Raw genomic sequence first — 12,476 nt, forward strand, 5'->3', positions numbered from 1 at the left:
GAAGAAAACCCCGTCAATCTCGACCCCCGCATGGCCAAGCTCGCCGGCGGTGTCCACCGTCTCGACGGCCAGCTCATGGTCGTCCTCGACGTCGACCGCGTCCTCGAGCTCGCGCCCGAGATGATGGCGGCCTGATACGCCGGCACATCCGCCGACGTACCTGCAATTGGAAGTGTCCCCGCAAAAGCGGGGAGAAGCAGAGGTTCACATGCGAACTTGTCTCGTCGTTGATGATTCCAGCGTCATCCGTAAGGTTGCGCGCCGGATCCTGGAGGGTCTCGACTTCCAGATCCTCGAAGCCGAGGACGGTGAGAAGGCGCTGGAGGCCTGCAAGCGCGGCCTGCCCGACGCTGTGCTGCTGGACTGGAACATGCCGGTGATGGACGGCTACGAGTTCCTCGGCCATCTCCGGCGCATGCCCGGCGGCGACCAGCCCAAGGTGGTGTTCTGCACCACCGAGAACGACGTCGCGCATATCGCGCGCGCCCTGCACGCCGGCGCCAACGAGTACATCATGAAGCCCTTCGACAAGGACATCGTGACGGCGAAATTCCAGGAAGTCGGCCTTATCTGAGCGACCGCCCGGAGGCTGAACGGCTCCTTCGGCGTTTGTTTTCAACTGACCGTTTCAGTCTGAGTTGGTGAGTAAATGAGTGTTGCGTTCGCAGGTAATTCGACCCCGGGCTCGTCGCGGGAAGCCGGGCCGTTGCGGGTGATGATCGTCGACGACTCCGTCGTCATTCGCGGTCTGATCTCGCGCTGGGTCGGTGCCGAGCATGACATGGAGGTCGCGGCCTCGCTGCGCACCGGGCTCGAGGCGGTCAACCAGATCGAACGCATCAACCCCGACGTTGCCGTGCTCGATATCGAAATGCCCGAGCTCGACGGCATCTCGGCGCTGCCGCAACTCCTGGCGAAGAAGCGCGATCTCGTCATCATCATGGCTTCGACGCTGACCCGCCGTAACGCGGAGATCAGCTTCAAGGCGCTGTCGCTCGGCGCCGCCGACTACATTCCGAAGCCGGAATCGACGCGCGAGGCGTCGGCTGCGGACATCTTCCACCACGACCTGATCCAGAAAATCCGCCACCTCGGCGCACGGCTTCGCCGCAAGCCCGCGGTTGCGAGCCCGCCGCTGGCGCCTGCGAGCCCGGCCCCGGCCGCACGTGGACCGGTTGTCGCGCGGCCTGCCGCGCCGGCTCCGGCCGTGCATGCGCCGTCGTCGTCCTCGGTGCTGTCCACGCGTCCGTTCTCGACCCAGGCACCGAAGGTGCTGCTGATCGGCTCATCGACCGGCGGTCCTCAGGCGCTGATGGCGCTCGTCGCCGAGCTTGGCGCCGTGATCGACCGCGTCCCGGTGCTGATCACCCAGCACATGCCGCCGACCTTCACCACCATTCTCGCCGAGCATCTGGCACGCACGAGCCGCAAGCCGGCGGCCGAGGCGGTCGATGGCGAGCCGGTGAAGCCGGGCCGCATCTACCTTGCGCCGGGCGGCAAGCACATGCGCGTCGTGCGCAGCGGCGCCGACGTGGCGATCGCGCTCGACGACGGTCCCGCCGTCAATTTCTGCAAGCCCGCGGTCGATCCGCTGTTCACCTCCGCCATCGACATCTGGCATGGCGCCATCCTCTCCGTGATCCTGACGGGCATGGGCTCGGACGGCATGCGTGGCGGCAAGGACGTCGTCGCCGCCGGCGGCAGCGTGATCGCGCAGGACGAAGCCTCCAGCGTGGTCTGGGGGATGCCGGGCGCAGCGGCCAATGCCGGCATCTGCGCAGCGATCCTGCCGCTCAACCAGATCGGCGCCCGGGTCAATCGCCTGTTCGCGGGAGACCGCTCGTGACGCCGGCTGACTACGACTATCTGCGCAGATTCCTGAAGGAGCGCTCCGGCCTCGATCTCTCCCCGGACAAGCAGTATCTGGTCGAGAGCCGGTTGCTGCCGCTGGCTCGCAAGGCGAGCCTTAGCGGGATTCCCGATCTCGTGCTGAAGATCAGGAACGGCGACGGGCGGCTTGCGAGCGACGTGGTCGAAGCGATGACCACCAACGAGACCTTCTTCTACCGCGACAAGATCCCGTTCGATCATTTGCGCGAAACGATCCTGCCGGGGCTGCTTCGGGCGCGCGCGGCGCGCAAGTCGCTGCGCATCTGGTCGGCGGCATCGTCGACGGGACAGGAGCCCTATTCGATCGCAATGTGCGTGAAGGAGATGGGCGCAGCCTTCGCCGGCTGGCGCATCGAGATCGTCGCTACCGATCTGTCGCAGGAGGTGCTGGAGAAATCCAAGGCCGGCGTCTACAGCCAGTTCGAGGTGCAACGCGGCCTGCCGATCCAGCACCTGATGAAATACTTCACGCAAGCGGGCGAGGTCTGGCAGCTCAACGCCGACATCCGCGCGATGGTGCAGTTCCGCCGGCTCAATCTGTTGCAGGACTTCTCCCATCTCGGCACGTTCGACGTGATCTTCTGCCGCAACGTGCTGATCTACTTCGACCAGGACACCAAGGCCGTGATCTTCGAGCGCATGGCCAAGGTTTTGGAAGCCGACGGTACGCTGCTGCTCGGCGCTGCCGAATCCGTCGTCGGCATCACCGATGCGTTCCGCCCGATCGCCGACCGTCGTGGTCTCTATCAGCTCAACCCGACGCGCTCCGGCCGCCCGATGGGCGGATTGATGCCGCCGTCGTTAAAGGTGGCAGCGGCGCGCTGAGATGCGTTCTTCTCCTCTTCCACGAGGGGAAAAGGGAAGAAGAGCGCACCTCACAAGATCGCATGCGGTAGAAATCGCGAGCCGTTGCCGGTGATCGGGCTCTCGTCCTCGCGGATCGACAGGCCGCAGGGTTCGTGATCGACCAGCCAGCTTCCCACCACCGGATAGAAGTCTGAGAAGTTCGGCAGCGGTGCGAGCGCCTGTCGCACGAAGCCTTCGGCGCCGTAGGGTCCTGCCTGCTCGTCGAGCGGCATTCCGCCTGATACCAGCGTGACGTTGGCGCCTTCGCGCGACAGCAGCGGCTTGCGCACATACGAACTGCCGAGCTCGACTGCCCGCGGATCGTCCTCGAAGAAAGCCGGCAGCAGATTGGGATGGTTCGGAAACATCTCCCATAGCAGCGGCAGGATGCCCTTGTTGGAGAGCACCGCCTTCCACGGCGGTTCGATCCAGCGTGTCTGTGCGTCCTTGAGCTTTGCGCCGAAGGCGTCGTGGAACATCCATTCCCAGGGATAGAGCTTGAAGGCGAGCGCGATGTCGCGGTTGTCGAGATCGACGAAGCCGCCGGCATCATCGCGCCAGCCGATCGCCTCGATATCGAGTAGCGTGGTCGCCAGTCCCGCCTGGCGCGCCGTGTCTTCGAGATAAGCGAGCGTGCCGGCGTCCTCCTCATTCGCCGTGGTGCCGGTGAGATGGACATGGCGGCTAGCGGCAATCTGCTTCCACGCTTCGATCAGGCGTTCGTGGATGGAGTTGAACTGGTCGGCCCGCGACGGGATGATGCGCCGTTCGATCGCCTGTTCGAGCCAGGTCCATTGAAACACCGCGGCTTCGAAAATCGAGGTCGGCGTGTCCGCGTTGTATTCGAGCAGCTTTGCCGGTCCCCTGCCGTCGAATTTCAGATCGAGCCGGCCATAGAGGCTGCGGTCGTCGCGCGCCCAGCTCTCGGCGATCAGGCTCCAGAACGCGTCCGGTATCTTCAAGCGCTGCAGATGGCGCTCGTCGCCGATCACACGGCCGGCAAGCTCCAGGCACATCGCGTCGATCTCGCCGGTCGGTGCCTCGATGCCACGCTCGATCTCGTCGAGCGTGAAGGCGTAATAGGCGCGCTCGTCCCAATAGCGCTCGCCCTCGATGGTGTGGAAGGCGAAGCCGCATTGTTCGGCGGTCTGCCGCCAGTCGTCGCGCTCGGGGCAGACGATGCGTCGCATGGGTCAGCCGCCGCCGGAGAAGCCATGGCCAAACGAGCCGAAGCCGCCGCGGCTCACGCCGCCGGAGCCTGAATCGGACGACGCTCCGGACGAGGAATGGCTCGAGGAGTCGCTGCTGAAGAAACTCGATCGCGATGAGCCGCCGCCGCCCCCGGAGGAGCTGCGGCTGCTGCTGCACGAGGTGCTCGCTTGCACCGCCGGGTCCGTGCCGACAGGGGAGGGCTCGCAATTGTGCCGCGGCATCAGCGTGTAGGCGGTGGTGCCGACCGCGATCGTGCCCATCACCAGCAGCGCGACGTGGCCGGAGCGCTTCACCGGCTGTTGTGCAGGCGGCGGTCCGGCCGCCGGCCGGCGCTTGCCGAACTCCTTTTTGGAGGGCTTGTCGGCCATGTCAGTAGATCATGCAGGCGGCGTTGAGCAGCCCCGCGGCGAGCGAGGACAGCCCGAGCCAGATGGCAGCTGCAAGTTCGCCGGCGGCGATCCGCGCCGACAGATTCGGCACCGGCACTCTCACCAGAAAGAACACGACGATCTGGACGATCAGCGCGATCATCGCCCAGATCAGGCAGTCCAGCACATTGGCCGAATGCGCGATCGCGCTGACCAGCGGCGCCACGAAGCCCAGCAGGCTGAGGCCGAGCGCGATCGCCGCAGCCGGATCGTTGTCGCGGATCAGCTGGAATTCGTTGTGCGCCGTGATGCGGGTATAGGCGAACAGATACGCCACGATCGCGATCAGCCCGGTGCAGAAATAGACCAGGAAGGCGGGCAGGCCGGCGAGTGATTGCAGGATCATCGTTCCCCCATCGTGCAGCGACCATTCGTCGGCTGGGGAAGGATAGCGGTTCAACGGCGCAAGGACGATGAGGCCGCGTTCACGTCCCCAAAAAACAAAACCCCGCCATTTGCGGCGGGGTCCAGGCTGGGAGGAGCAAGCCCGAAGGGCTCGCGCAGTAAACTGATCAGGCGGGAATGCGCTCTTCGACCTCATGCGGCTCGCGCAGCACGTAGCCGCGGCCCCACACGGTCTCGATGAAGTTGCGGCCTTCCGAGGCATTCGCGAGCTTCTTGCGGAGCTTGCAGATGAAGACGTCGATGATCTTCAGCTCGGGCTCGTCCATGCCGCCATAGAGGTGGTTGAGGAACATTTCCTTGGTGAGGGTCGTGCCCTTGCGGAGCGAGAGCAGCTCCAGCATCTGGTATTCCTTGCCGGTCAGATGCACGCGCTGGCCACCGACTTCCACCGTCTTGGTGTCGAGGTTGACGACGAGGTCACCGGTCTGGATCACCGACTGGGCATGGCCCTTGGAGCGGCGCACGATCGCGTGGATGCGGGCAACCAGCTCGTCCTTGTGGAAGGGCTTGGTCATGTAGTCGTCGGCGCCGACGCCGAGACCCTTGACCTTGTCCTCGATGCCGGCGAGGCCGGAGAGGATCAGAATTGGTGTCTTGATCTTGGAGACCCGGAGCTGCTTGAGCACGTCGTAGCCGGACATGTCGGGCAGGTTGAGGTCGAGAAGGATAATGTCGTAATCGTATAATTTACCGAGATCGACGCCTTCTTCCCCCAAATCGGTCGTGTAGACGTTGAAGCTCTCAGACTTCAACATCAGCTCGATCGACTGCGCGACGGCGCTGTCATCTTCAATCAGCAAAACGCGCATGCCAGTTCCCCATAGTCGCCGCTCCTGGGCGTCAGGTCGGCCGCATTCGCGGCACACAACAAAACGCCTTTGAACAACTGATTCGGATCCTGACAACAGATGGTTAACAAATTCTGATTCTGGAACGCAAGCCCTGTAGATGCAATTTTCGTCGAATCGCCCTAAGGTCTTGTGTGCGAAGCAGCTTTCGTTATCCGGTTGCGTTCAAGTTCCACTTTAAGAGACGGGCCTAACCGACTCCCGCGACTCAGCCTTCTTCTGAAGGGGAGCCACGCTCAGTCACAAAGACAGTGACGCAATGATTAACGATGCGGGTAAACACGAAGTTAAGCGCCGTTCAGAAATATGGCGAAACTTAAGGTTCTCGCCACGAAACCCCGGGTTATGAAGGCGATCACCTCATGAAGGCCCTCTTGTGAAGGCTCTTGCCGAACAGATCGGCGACATTGACGGCATCAATATTTATGGCCGTGTGGTCGGCGTGCGCGGCCTGATGGTCGAGGTGGCCGGCCCGATCCATGCGATGTCGGTCGGCGCGCGGCTCGTGATCGAGACCGGCGGCAACCGTTCCATCCCCTGCGAGGTGATCGGCTTCTCCGGCAACAACGCCGTCGTGATGCCGTTCGCCGGTCTCGACGGCGTGCGGCGCGGCTGCAAGGCGGTCATCGCCAATGCCGCAAATCAGGTGCGGCCTTGCGCGGCCTGGCTCGGCCGCGTCGTCAATGCGCTGGGTGAGCCGATCGACGGCAAGGGGCCGCTCCCCCAGGGGCCGGCGCCGATGCCGTACCGCAATTCGCCGCCGCCGGCGCACTCGCGCAAGCGCGTCGGCGCGCCGCTCGATCTCGGCGTGCGCGCGATGAACACGTTCCTGACCTGCTGCCGCGGCCAGCGCATGGGCATCTTCGCAGGCTCCGGCGTCGGCAAGTCGGTGCTGCTGTCGATGCTCGCGCGCAACGTCGATGCCGCGGTCAGCGTCATCGGCCTGATCGGCGAACGCGGCCGCGAGGTCCAGGAGTTCTTGCAGGACGACCTCGGCGAGGAAGGCCTGGCGCGTTCCGTCGTCGTGGTCGCGACCTCCGACGAGCCGGCGCTGATGCGCCGTCAGGCCGCGTATCTGACGCTCGCGATCGCCGAATATTTTCGCGACGAGGAGCAGGACGTCCTTTGCCTGATGGATTCGGTGACACGCTTTGCCATGGCCCAGCGCGAGATCGGTCTGTCCGCGGGCGAGCCGCCGACCGCCAAGGGCTACACGCCGACCGTGTTCACCGAACTGCCGAAGCTTCTGGAGCGCGCCGGTCCGGGCCTGGGCGAGGGCGCCATCACCGCGATCTTCACGGTGCTGGTCGATGGCGACGACCATAACGAGCCGATTGCGGATGCCGTCCGCGGCATCCTCGACGGCCACATCGTGATGCAGCGCTCGATCGCCGAGCGCGGCCGCTACCCCGCCATCAACATCCTCAAATCCGTCTCCCGCACCATGCCGAAATCGGCCGACCCGGAGTTCTGGCCGACCATCCAGAAGGCGCGGGCGGTGATGGCGACCTATGCCGACATGGAGGAATTGATCCGTCTGGGCGCCTACCGCGCCGGCTCCAGCCCGGAGGTCGACGAGGCGATCCGCCTGCACGAGCCGCTGGAGGCCTTCCTGCGCCAGCGCAAGGACGAAAATGCATCGCTGGCGGACGGCTACCGCCAGTTGGCGCAAATCCTCGGTGATTTGGAAACGGAACGCTAACTTTGTCCGGTCATCATCCCATCCCACAGAGTAGCAGAGCCGGTCTTGGCCCCAGTCGGGCCTGTGGGGAGACCGGTGTTGTCCCACGTGCAGCCAAGGGACTTCTGGGGAGTACGAGTCGATGAAGTCACGTGATACCCTCATCCGCCTGAAGAAATTTCAGGTCGACGAGAAGCGCCGCCGGGTCAGCCAGATCGAGACCATGATCGCCGACTTCCAGCGGATGTCGACCGATCTTGAACGCGAGATCTCGACCGAGCAGGAGCGCGCCGGGATCAACGATCCCTCGCACTTCGCCTATCCGACCTATGCCAAGGCTGCCATCCAGCGTCGCGAGAACCTGACCCGCTCGGCCGACGAGCTGAAGGGCCAGCTCGACGAGGCCAAGGCTGCGCTGGCCGAAGCCTTCGAGGAGCTGAAGAAGGTCGAGCTCCTCGACGAGCGCGATCAGGCCCGCGAACGCGCCGAGGAAAACGCCCGCGAGCAGGCCGATCTCGACAGCATCGGCCTGATGCGTGCCCGCATGGGCGCCGTCGCCTGAGGCGCTAGCCGCCAGACCTGCGAGAATTTGCAGAACCCGGACCTCAAAGGTCCGGGTTTTCGCATGTCCTGTCCACAGAGGGGCGCCGCGCCCCCTTGGTGGTCGGCTTTGTCGCGCGCTATGGTGGCGGAGTGCCAGGACCTGCGCGGAATGCGACGGGCCGCGCATCGGGGGGCTGAATGCTGACGCCAGCAGAGCTGGTCGGGCTGATTGGGGCAGTGGCGCAGGGCGATCAGGCCGCGTTCGAGCGCCTCTACGTCGCCACGCGCGCGAAACTCTATGGCGTCGTGCTCCGTATCTTGCGCCGACAGGATCTCGCAGAGGAGGTCATTCAGGAGACCTACGTCAAGATCTGGAACAGCGCCGGCCAGTTCAATCCCGCTCTCGCGTCGCCGATCACATGGATGGCGTCGATCGCGCGCAACCGCGCCATCGACGTCGTGCGCAAGAAGACGGAAGTCTCCATCGAGGAAGAGCCGCAGGCGATGGAAGTCGCAAGCGATAGCCCCGATCCGTTGGCGCGGCGCGAGATGACCGAGGAATTGAGGCGGCTGCTGGAATGTATCGGCCGGCTCGAGCCGGACCGTCAGAGGCTCGTGCTTCTCGCCTATTACAACGGCTGGAGCCGCGAGCAATTGGCGGAGAAATTCGCGGCGCCCGTCAACACGGTGAAGACGTGGCTTCGGCGCAGCATGATGGATATTCGCGAATGTCTCGGGCTATGAGGGCTTGGACGGTGAGGGCGAGTCTGGATCGCAAGTGATGGCCTACACGGAGGACCATATCGCGCTCGCCGCGGAATATGCGCTCGGCACGCTCGACGCCGGCGAGCGCGCGCAGGTCGAGACCATGATGGCGGTGGACAAGGCGTTCGCCGATGTCGTGCAGGCGTGGGCATTCCGGCTCGGCGTCCTCAACCAGATGGTCGGCTCGATCGAGCCGCGTCCGATCGTGTGGGAGAACATCAGGTCCGAGCTCGCGCGGACGGGCTTTGCGCAGGATCCGCCAGCGCTGCCGGACGCAGCGCCGCCACCTGTGCCGGAGTTTTCCTCGCCCGACACCGTCCCTCCGCCGGTGCCGTCGGAGACTATGCAGCAACCGGTGCCGCAGCCTCACGAAGCGGAGCAACCCGAAACGACGCCACCGGCGCCCGATGCGCTTCCCGACGTCGTGCCGATCTTCATGCCGCAGGTCCACGCGCCGGATCCGGAGGTCGTGCATGCGCCACTGCCGCCGGTTGCCGACAACAGTAACGTGATCCGGCTCGAGGGGCGCGTGAAGCGCTGGCGCACCATCGCATCCGCCGTCGGTGCGCTCGCGGCCGCGCTGCTCGTGACGCTGTCGCTTCAGATCTTCCAGCCCGAGGCGCTCCCGGGCGGTTTGCGACCGGCGCCACGCATCCAGACGGTCGAGGTGAAGACACCGGCGCCGCTCCCGGTGTCGTCGCAATATGTCGCGCTGTTGCAGGGCCAGGGCGGAGGTCCTGCCTTCATCCTCACCATCGACGGTGCGACCAAGAACTTCACCGTGCGCAAAGTGGGCGCGACACCGGAGCCCGGCAAAAGTTTCGAGCTCTGGCTGATCTCCGACAAGCTGCCGCGTCCGCGCTCGCTCGGCGTGATCGGCGCCGGCGATTTCACCGCACGACCGGTGCTCGGTTCGTACGATGCCGACGTCGTCAACAGCGCGACCTACGCGGTCACCGTCGAGCAGGCGGGCGGCTCGCCCAATGGCCAGCCGACCTCGGCGCCCATATTTTCCGGCAAGCTGATCGAGACCGTGCCGCCGTCACAGCCGCAGGCGCCCGCGAAGAAGTAGGTTTCTATTGTCGTCCTGGCGAAAGCCAGGACCCATTACCCCAAGAGCTTGTTGCAAGAGTGAGCCGTGGCCACACGGGTGAGCAACCACTCAATCCCGGGGTAATGGGTCCTGGATCGGCGCTCGCTCTGCTCGCTTGTCCAGGACGACACCGGGGGCATTGGACGCTTCAACATCGTCGTGGCAATGCCTGATCGGTTTCTGTCGCCACGGTCCGCCCCGCCGTCGCATCCCGACAACTCCCGCCGAATCCTCCCCCGATTTGAACCTCCATCCGTTTCGTGGCGTCAAATGCCCGGAATTTGCAGTCGGCGCCCCCAAGCATGGCGCCGGAGAGGGGCGAGAAATCAGATGGATGCAGCGAAAACGTCGGGCATCTTCATTCACCAATATGCGGGGCTGCCACACGGCCAGGCCTTCGAACATTGGCGCGAGCGGACTTTCGGGGCCTGCGGCCTGGATATCGGGCCGAGCCGGGGCGACAGCATCGATTGCCGGCTCCAAGTCAGCGTGGTCGACAATATCGCACTCGCCATTCCCGAAGGCGCCTCCGCGCAATATTCACGCACCCAGAGCCACCTTGCCGACGGCAGCGACGATCTCGTCCTGATCGCGGCACACGCGGGTCTCGTCCGCGTTGGGCAGAACGGCCATGCCGTGGAGCTTGCGCCCGCGCAGATGGTGCTCGTCGACATGGGCATCACCGGCACCGTGGGCCACACCGAGGAAGATCGGTTCACCACCATCCGCATGCCGCGCCGCGCACTCCTCGACATCAGTCCACGCGCCGAGGACAAGCTGTCGCAAGTGCTCTCGGACGGCGCGGTCGCCGAGACGATCTTCCGCTACCACTCCCTTGCGGCCCATCACGCGCCGCATCTCGACGCCGTCGGCCAGCGCCTCACCGCGCAGCACATGGTCGATCTCGTCGGGCTCCTGCTCGGCACTGACGCCGAGCATGCAAGTCTTGCGCGCGGGCGAGGTCATGCGGCGGCCCGTCTCGATCTCATGCGCGCCGACGTGATGGCTGCACTTGGCCGCAACGATCTCTGCCTGTCCGAGATTGCCACGCGCTCGGGCCTGAGCCCGCGCCAGGCACAGCGCCTGTTCGAGCAGGCCGGAACGACCTTCACCGAATTCGTTCTGGAGCAGCGCCTGCTGCAGGCGCGCAAGCTGCTCAGCGATCCTCGCGCCAGGACCCGCAAGATCAGCGACATCGCGCATTCGTCGGGCTTCTCCGATCTGTCCTATTTCAACCGCGCCTTCCGCAAGCGCTTTGCCGCGACGCCGTCGGAACTGCGCGAGGCCTGAGCCGCGCCGCGTAGGCGTAGCCCCGGGTGAGCGAAGCGACACCCGGGGTCGCTCGCGGAGACATCCCGGACATCGCTGCGCTCATCCGGGCTACAAGATATCGCGTTGCCCGTCGGGCAAAACACCCTAATTGTCGGTCAACGCGTGCCGCGGAAAATATTCTACTTTACCGAAATTCGGAATTACGTATATTTCGCCTCACTCCGGCCCAAGGAAGAGGGGCGTATCGCGATCGTCACGAACGCGGGCCGGACGGCGGTGGACGTGGGCCACATCGGCGCGAAGGGTTTCGCAGGGCGGGCAACCGTGAGCGAAGCCGCCGCGCACACGACCGGTGTGATCGGCGTACGGCGAAATCGTGTGGTCCTGGCGCCCGGGGTCTGTGCGCCAAGCGTTGCGGTGATGTCGCGGCCCAACCGGGGCGCGTGCATCAGCCATCCGCAAGGCGACGGGGGCAATAGTGCATCGCTCCCCGGGGAGAGCGCGACATAAGCCGTAAAGCCACTGCGCAGGGAAGGCCGGATGTTCAGGCTTCACCTGTATGCCGCTGTGCAATGTTCTTACGACAATCTCGCACAGTGGACCGCGGGTGCCAGCCGGCACCCGGTCTTCCCTGCGCCCTCTTTCATTCGGGGGTGAGGCGACGAAGCAAAGCTCGGGCGAACAAGCCGCGAGATGGCGAAGGTGTGTCTGCGAGTGAGATGTGAATTTAAAGAGCGACGCTGCCACCCACAGATTCCGTCATTGCGAGCGCAGCGAAGCAATCCAGCCTGTCTCTGCGGAGGGATTCTGGATTGTTTCGTCGCAAGAGCTCCTCGCAATGACGGAGCTGGACGCGCGTGCGCTCACGATGACGACATACCCCAGACATGAGAAAGCGCCCGTGGGGGGCGGGCGCTTTCTGTAGTCGACTTGGGGTTGGGGTCGTCTACATATCCACGTGGCGACTTTGGGGGGCTGATAAAGAGCCGCGTGAATTCCTGAAACTCAAATCTCCTTAGCGAACGAGGGAAACGTTCGAGCTGGTGATGGCGATCGGCTTGCCCGCCTTCATGACGCGAGCGGTCTGGGTCAGGCCTTCGTCTGAACTCGTACGCGCGGTGATCCCGAGGCCCGCCACCGCGATGCCGGCAACGAGCGCGACAACCACGATCTTGAGGTGGGTCGAGCGATCTGCGCTGTAAATCGAGTGGTTCATGGAAGGCTCCTGCCGCCATCTACCCGAAGTAGTCGCCTGCGTGTTTGGGCAGGTTCATGCTTCCGGTGCCCAACAACCTAGTATTGGGGGGATTCGTTCCCAAGAGGCGATCACAAGAGCGTGACAGGACGTGAGAAGCCGCGATCAAAAACAATCCTTGATCGTGCAATTTGGCAATTATTTCAAAGCTGTAATGTGTCTGCCGGGCGCCTTGCCGGCCATTGATCGGCAAAGCGCCAGAAACTGAAAAACCATTTGCCTGTGGCCGAAAAACACA

General features: G+C 64.4%; 13 protein-coding genes and 1 pseudogene. 9 read left to right on the plus strand and 5 right to left on the minus strand.

Annotated elements, in window-relative coordinates; genetic code table 11:
* From ABIB90_RS15115 to ABIB90_RS15130, 4 genes and pseudogenes are all read left to right on the plus strand, one after another.
* Positions 1 to 135, plus strand: a pseudogene (locus tag ABIB90_RS15115) (chemotaxis protein CheW); the annotation flags it as partial.
* Positions 136 to 208: 73 nt separating this feature from the next.
* Positions 209 to 574, plus strand: a complete 366-nt coding sequence (locus ABIB90_RS15120; protein WP_007600538.1) for a response regulator — start codon at positions 209 to 211, stop codon at positions 572 to 574.
* A gap of 75 nt (positions 575 to 649) precedes the next feature.
* Positions 650 to 1,846, plus strand: coding sequence for a protein-glutamate methylesterase/protein-glutamine glutaminase (locus ABIB90_RS15125; protein ID WP_354201011.1), 1,197 nt, complete (start codon positions 650 to 652; stop codon positions 1,844 to 1,846).
* The gene (locus ABIB90_RS15130) at positions 1,843 to 2,715 is read left to right on the plus strand and encodes a CheR family methyltransferase (protein WP_354201012.1); all 873 of its coding nucleotides are present in this window, start codon (positions 1,843 to 1,845) and stop codon (positions 2,713 to 2,715) included. The genes ABIB90_RS15125 and ABIB90_RS15130 overlap by 4 nt, the downstream gene beginning before the upstream one ends.
* 50 nt (positions 2,716 to 2,765) lie before the next feature.
* On the opposite strand, the gene ABIB90_RS15135 is transcribed toward ABIB90_RS15130, so the two are convergent.
* The 4 genes from ABIB90_RS15135 to ctrA all read right to left on the minus strand — a co-directional run bounded on the left by ABIB90_RS15135 (position 2,766) and on the right by ctrA (position 5,590).
* Positions 2,766 to 3,926 carry a glutathionylspermidine synthase family protein gene (locus ABIB90_RS15135; RefSeq protein WP_007600541.1) on the minus strand — a complete coding sequence of 387 codons (1,161 nt, stop codon included), beginning with the start codon at positions 3,924 to 3,926 and terminating at the stop codon, positions 2,766 to 2,768.
* A gap of 3 nt (positions 3,927 to 3,929) precedes the next feature.
* Positions 3,930 to 4,316: a hypothetical protein gene (locus ABIB90_RS15140; RefSeq protein ID WP_007600542.1), complete on the minus strand. Its 387-nt coding sequence runs from the start codon at positions 4,314 to 4,316 to the stop codon at positions 3,930 to 3,932.
* A 1-nt stretch (position 4,317) separates the two neighbouring features.
* Complete coding sequence (locus tag ABIB90_RS15145; protein WP_007600543.1) at positions 4,318 to 4,722, minus strand: DUF350 domain-containing protein; 405 nt, start codon at positions 4,720 to 4,722, stop codon at positions 4,318 to 4,320.
* Between the two features lie 166 nt (positions 4,723 to 4,888).
* Positions 4,889 to 5,590, minus strand: coding sequence for a response regulator transcription factor CtrA (ctrA, locus tag ABIB90_RS15150; RefSeq protein WP_007600544.1), 702 nt, complete (start codon positions 5,588 to 5,590; stop codon positions 4,889 to 4,891).
* 415 nt (positions 5,591 to 6,005) lie between these two features.
* Here ctrA and fliI point away from each other — a divergent pair, with 415 nt between their 5' ends.
* The 5 genes from fliI to ABIB90_RS15175 all read left to right on the plus strand — a co-directional run bounded on the left by fliI (position 6,006) and on the right by ABIB90_RS15175 (position 11,001).
* Positions 6,006 to 7,331: a flagellar protein export ATPase FliI gene (gene fliI, locus ABIB90_RS15155; RefSeq protein WP_007600545.1), complete on the plus strand. Its 1,326-nt coding sequence runs from the start codon at positions 6,006 to 6,008 to the stop codon at positions 7,329 to 7,331.
* Positions 7,332 to 7,452: 121 nt separating this feature from the next.
* Complete coding sequence (fliJ, locus tag ABIB90_RS15160) at positions 7,453 to 7,872, plus strand: flagellar export protein FliJ (RefSeq protein ID WP_007600546.1); 420 nt, start codon at positions 7,453 to 7,455, stop codon at positions 7,870 to 7,872.
* 179 nt (positions 7,873 to 8,051) lie between these two features.
* Positions 8,052 to 8,597, plus strand: a complete 546-nt coding sequence (locus ABIB90_RS15165) for a sigma-70 family RNA polymerase sigma factor (RefSeq protein WP_007600547.1) — start codon at positions 8,052 to 8,054, stop codon at positions 8,595 to 8,597.
* Positions 8,598 to 8,634: 37 nt separating this feature from the next.
* Positions 8,635 to 9,690 (plus strand): anti-sigma factor, encoded by a 1,056-nt coding sequence (locus tag ABIB90_RS15170; RefSeq protein WP_354201013.1) that lies wholly within the window; start codon positions 8,635 to 8,637, stop codon positions 9,688 to 9,690.
* 351 nt (positions 9,691 to 10,041) lie between these two features.
* Positions 10,042 to 11,001 (plus strand): helix-turn-helix transcriptional regulator, encoded by a 960-nt coding sequence (locus ABIB90_RS15175; protein WP_007600550.1) that lies wholly within the window; start codon positions 10,042 to 10,044, stop codon positions 10,999 to 11,001.
* A 997-nt stretch (positions 11,002 to 11,998) separates the two neighbouring features.
* Here the strand turns inward: ABIB90_RS15175 and ABIB90_RS15180 are convergent.
* Positions 11,999 to 12,199: a hypothetical protein gene (locus ABIB90_RS15180; RefSeq protein WP_007600553.1), complete on the minus strand. Its 201-nt coding sequence runs from the start codon at positions 12,197 to 12,199 to the stop codon at positions 11,999 to 12,001.
* Positions 12,200 to 12,476: the final 277 nt, after the last annotated feature.

Source organism: Bradyrhizobium sp. JR4.1, from assembly GCF_040548605.1.
Lineage (GTDB): Bacteria > Pseudomonadota > Alphaproteobacteria > Rhizobiales > Xanthobacteraceae > Bradyrhizobium > Bradyrhizobium canariense.

Bases quoted from the DNA above. Each gene is read 5' to 3' on its own strand.
- ctrA (WP_007600544.1), bottom strand. From the start codon at position 5,590: ATGCGCGTTTTGCTGATTGAAGATGACAGCGCCGTCGCGCAGTCGATC.
- ABIB90_RS15170 (WP_354201013.1), top strand. From the start codon at position 8,635: ATGGCCTACACGGAGGACCATATCGCGCTCGCCGCGGAATATGCGCTC.
- ABIB90_RS15125 (WP_354201011.1), top strand. From the start codon at position 650: ATGAGTGTTGCGTTCGCAGGTAATTCGACCCCGGGCTCGTCGCGGGAA.
- ABIB90_RS15145 (WP_007600543.1), bottom strand. From the start codon at position 4,722: ATGATCCTGCAATCACTCGCCGGCCTGCCCGCCTTCCTGGTCTATTTC.
- ABIB90_RS15120 (WP_007600538.1), top strand. From the start codon at position 209: ATGCGAACTTGTCTCGTCGTTGATGATTCCAGCGTCATCCGTAAGGTT.
- ABIB90_RS15180 (WP_007600553.1), bottom strand. From the start codon at position 12,199: ATGAACCACTCGATTTACAGCGCAGATCGCTCGACCCACCTCAAGATC.
- ABIB90_RS15165 (WP_007600547.1), top strand. From the start codon at position 8,052: ATGCTGACGCCAGCAGAGCTGGTCGGGCTGATTGGGGCAGTGGCGCAG.
- ABIB90_RS15135 (WP_007600541.1), bottom strand. From the start codon at position 3,926: ATGCGACGCATCGTCTGCCCCGAGCGCGACGACTGGCGGCAGACCGCC.
- ABIB90_RS15175 (WP_007600550.1), top strand. From the start codon at position 10,042: ATGGATGCAGCGAAAACGTCGGGCATCTTCATTCACCAATATGCGGGG.
- ABIB90_RS15140 (WP_007600542.1), bottom strand. From the start codon at position 4,316: ATGGCCGACAAGCCCTCCAAAAAGGAGTTCGGCAAGCGCCGGCCGGCG.
- fliJ (WP_007600546.1), top strand. From the start codon at position 7,453: ATGAAGTCACGTGATACCCTCATCCGCCTGAAGAAATTTCAGGTCGAC.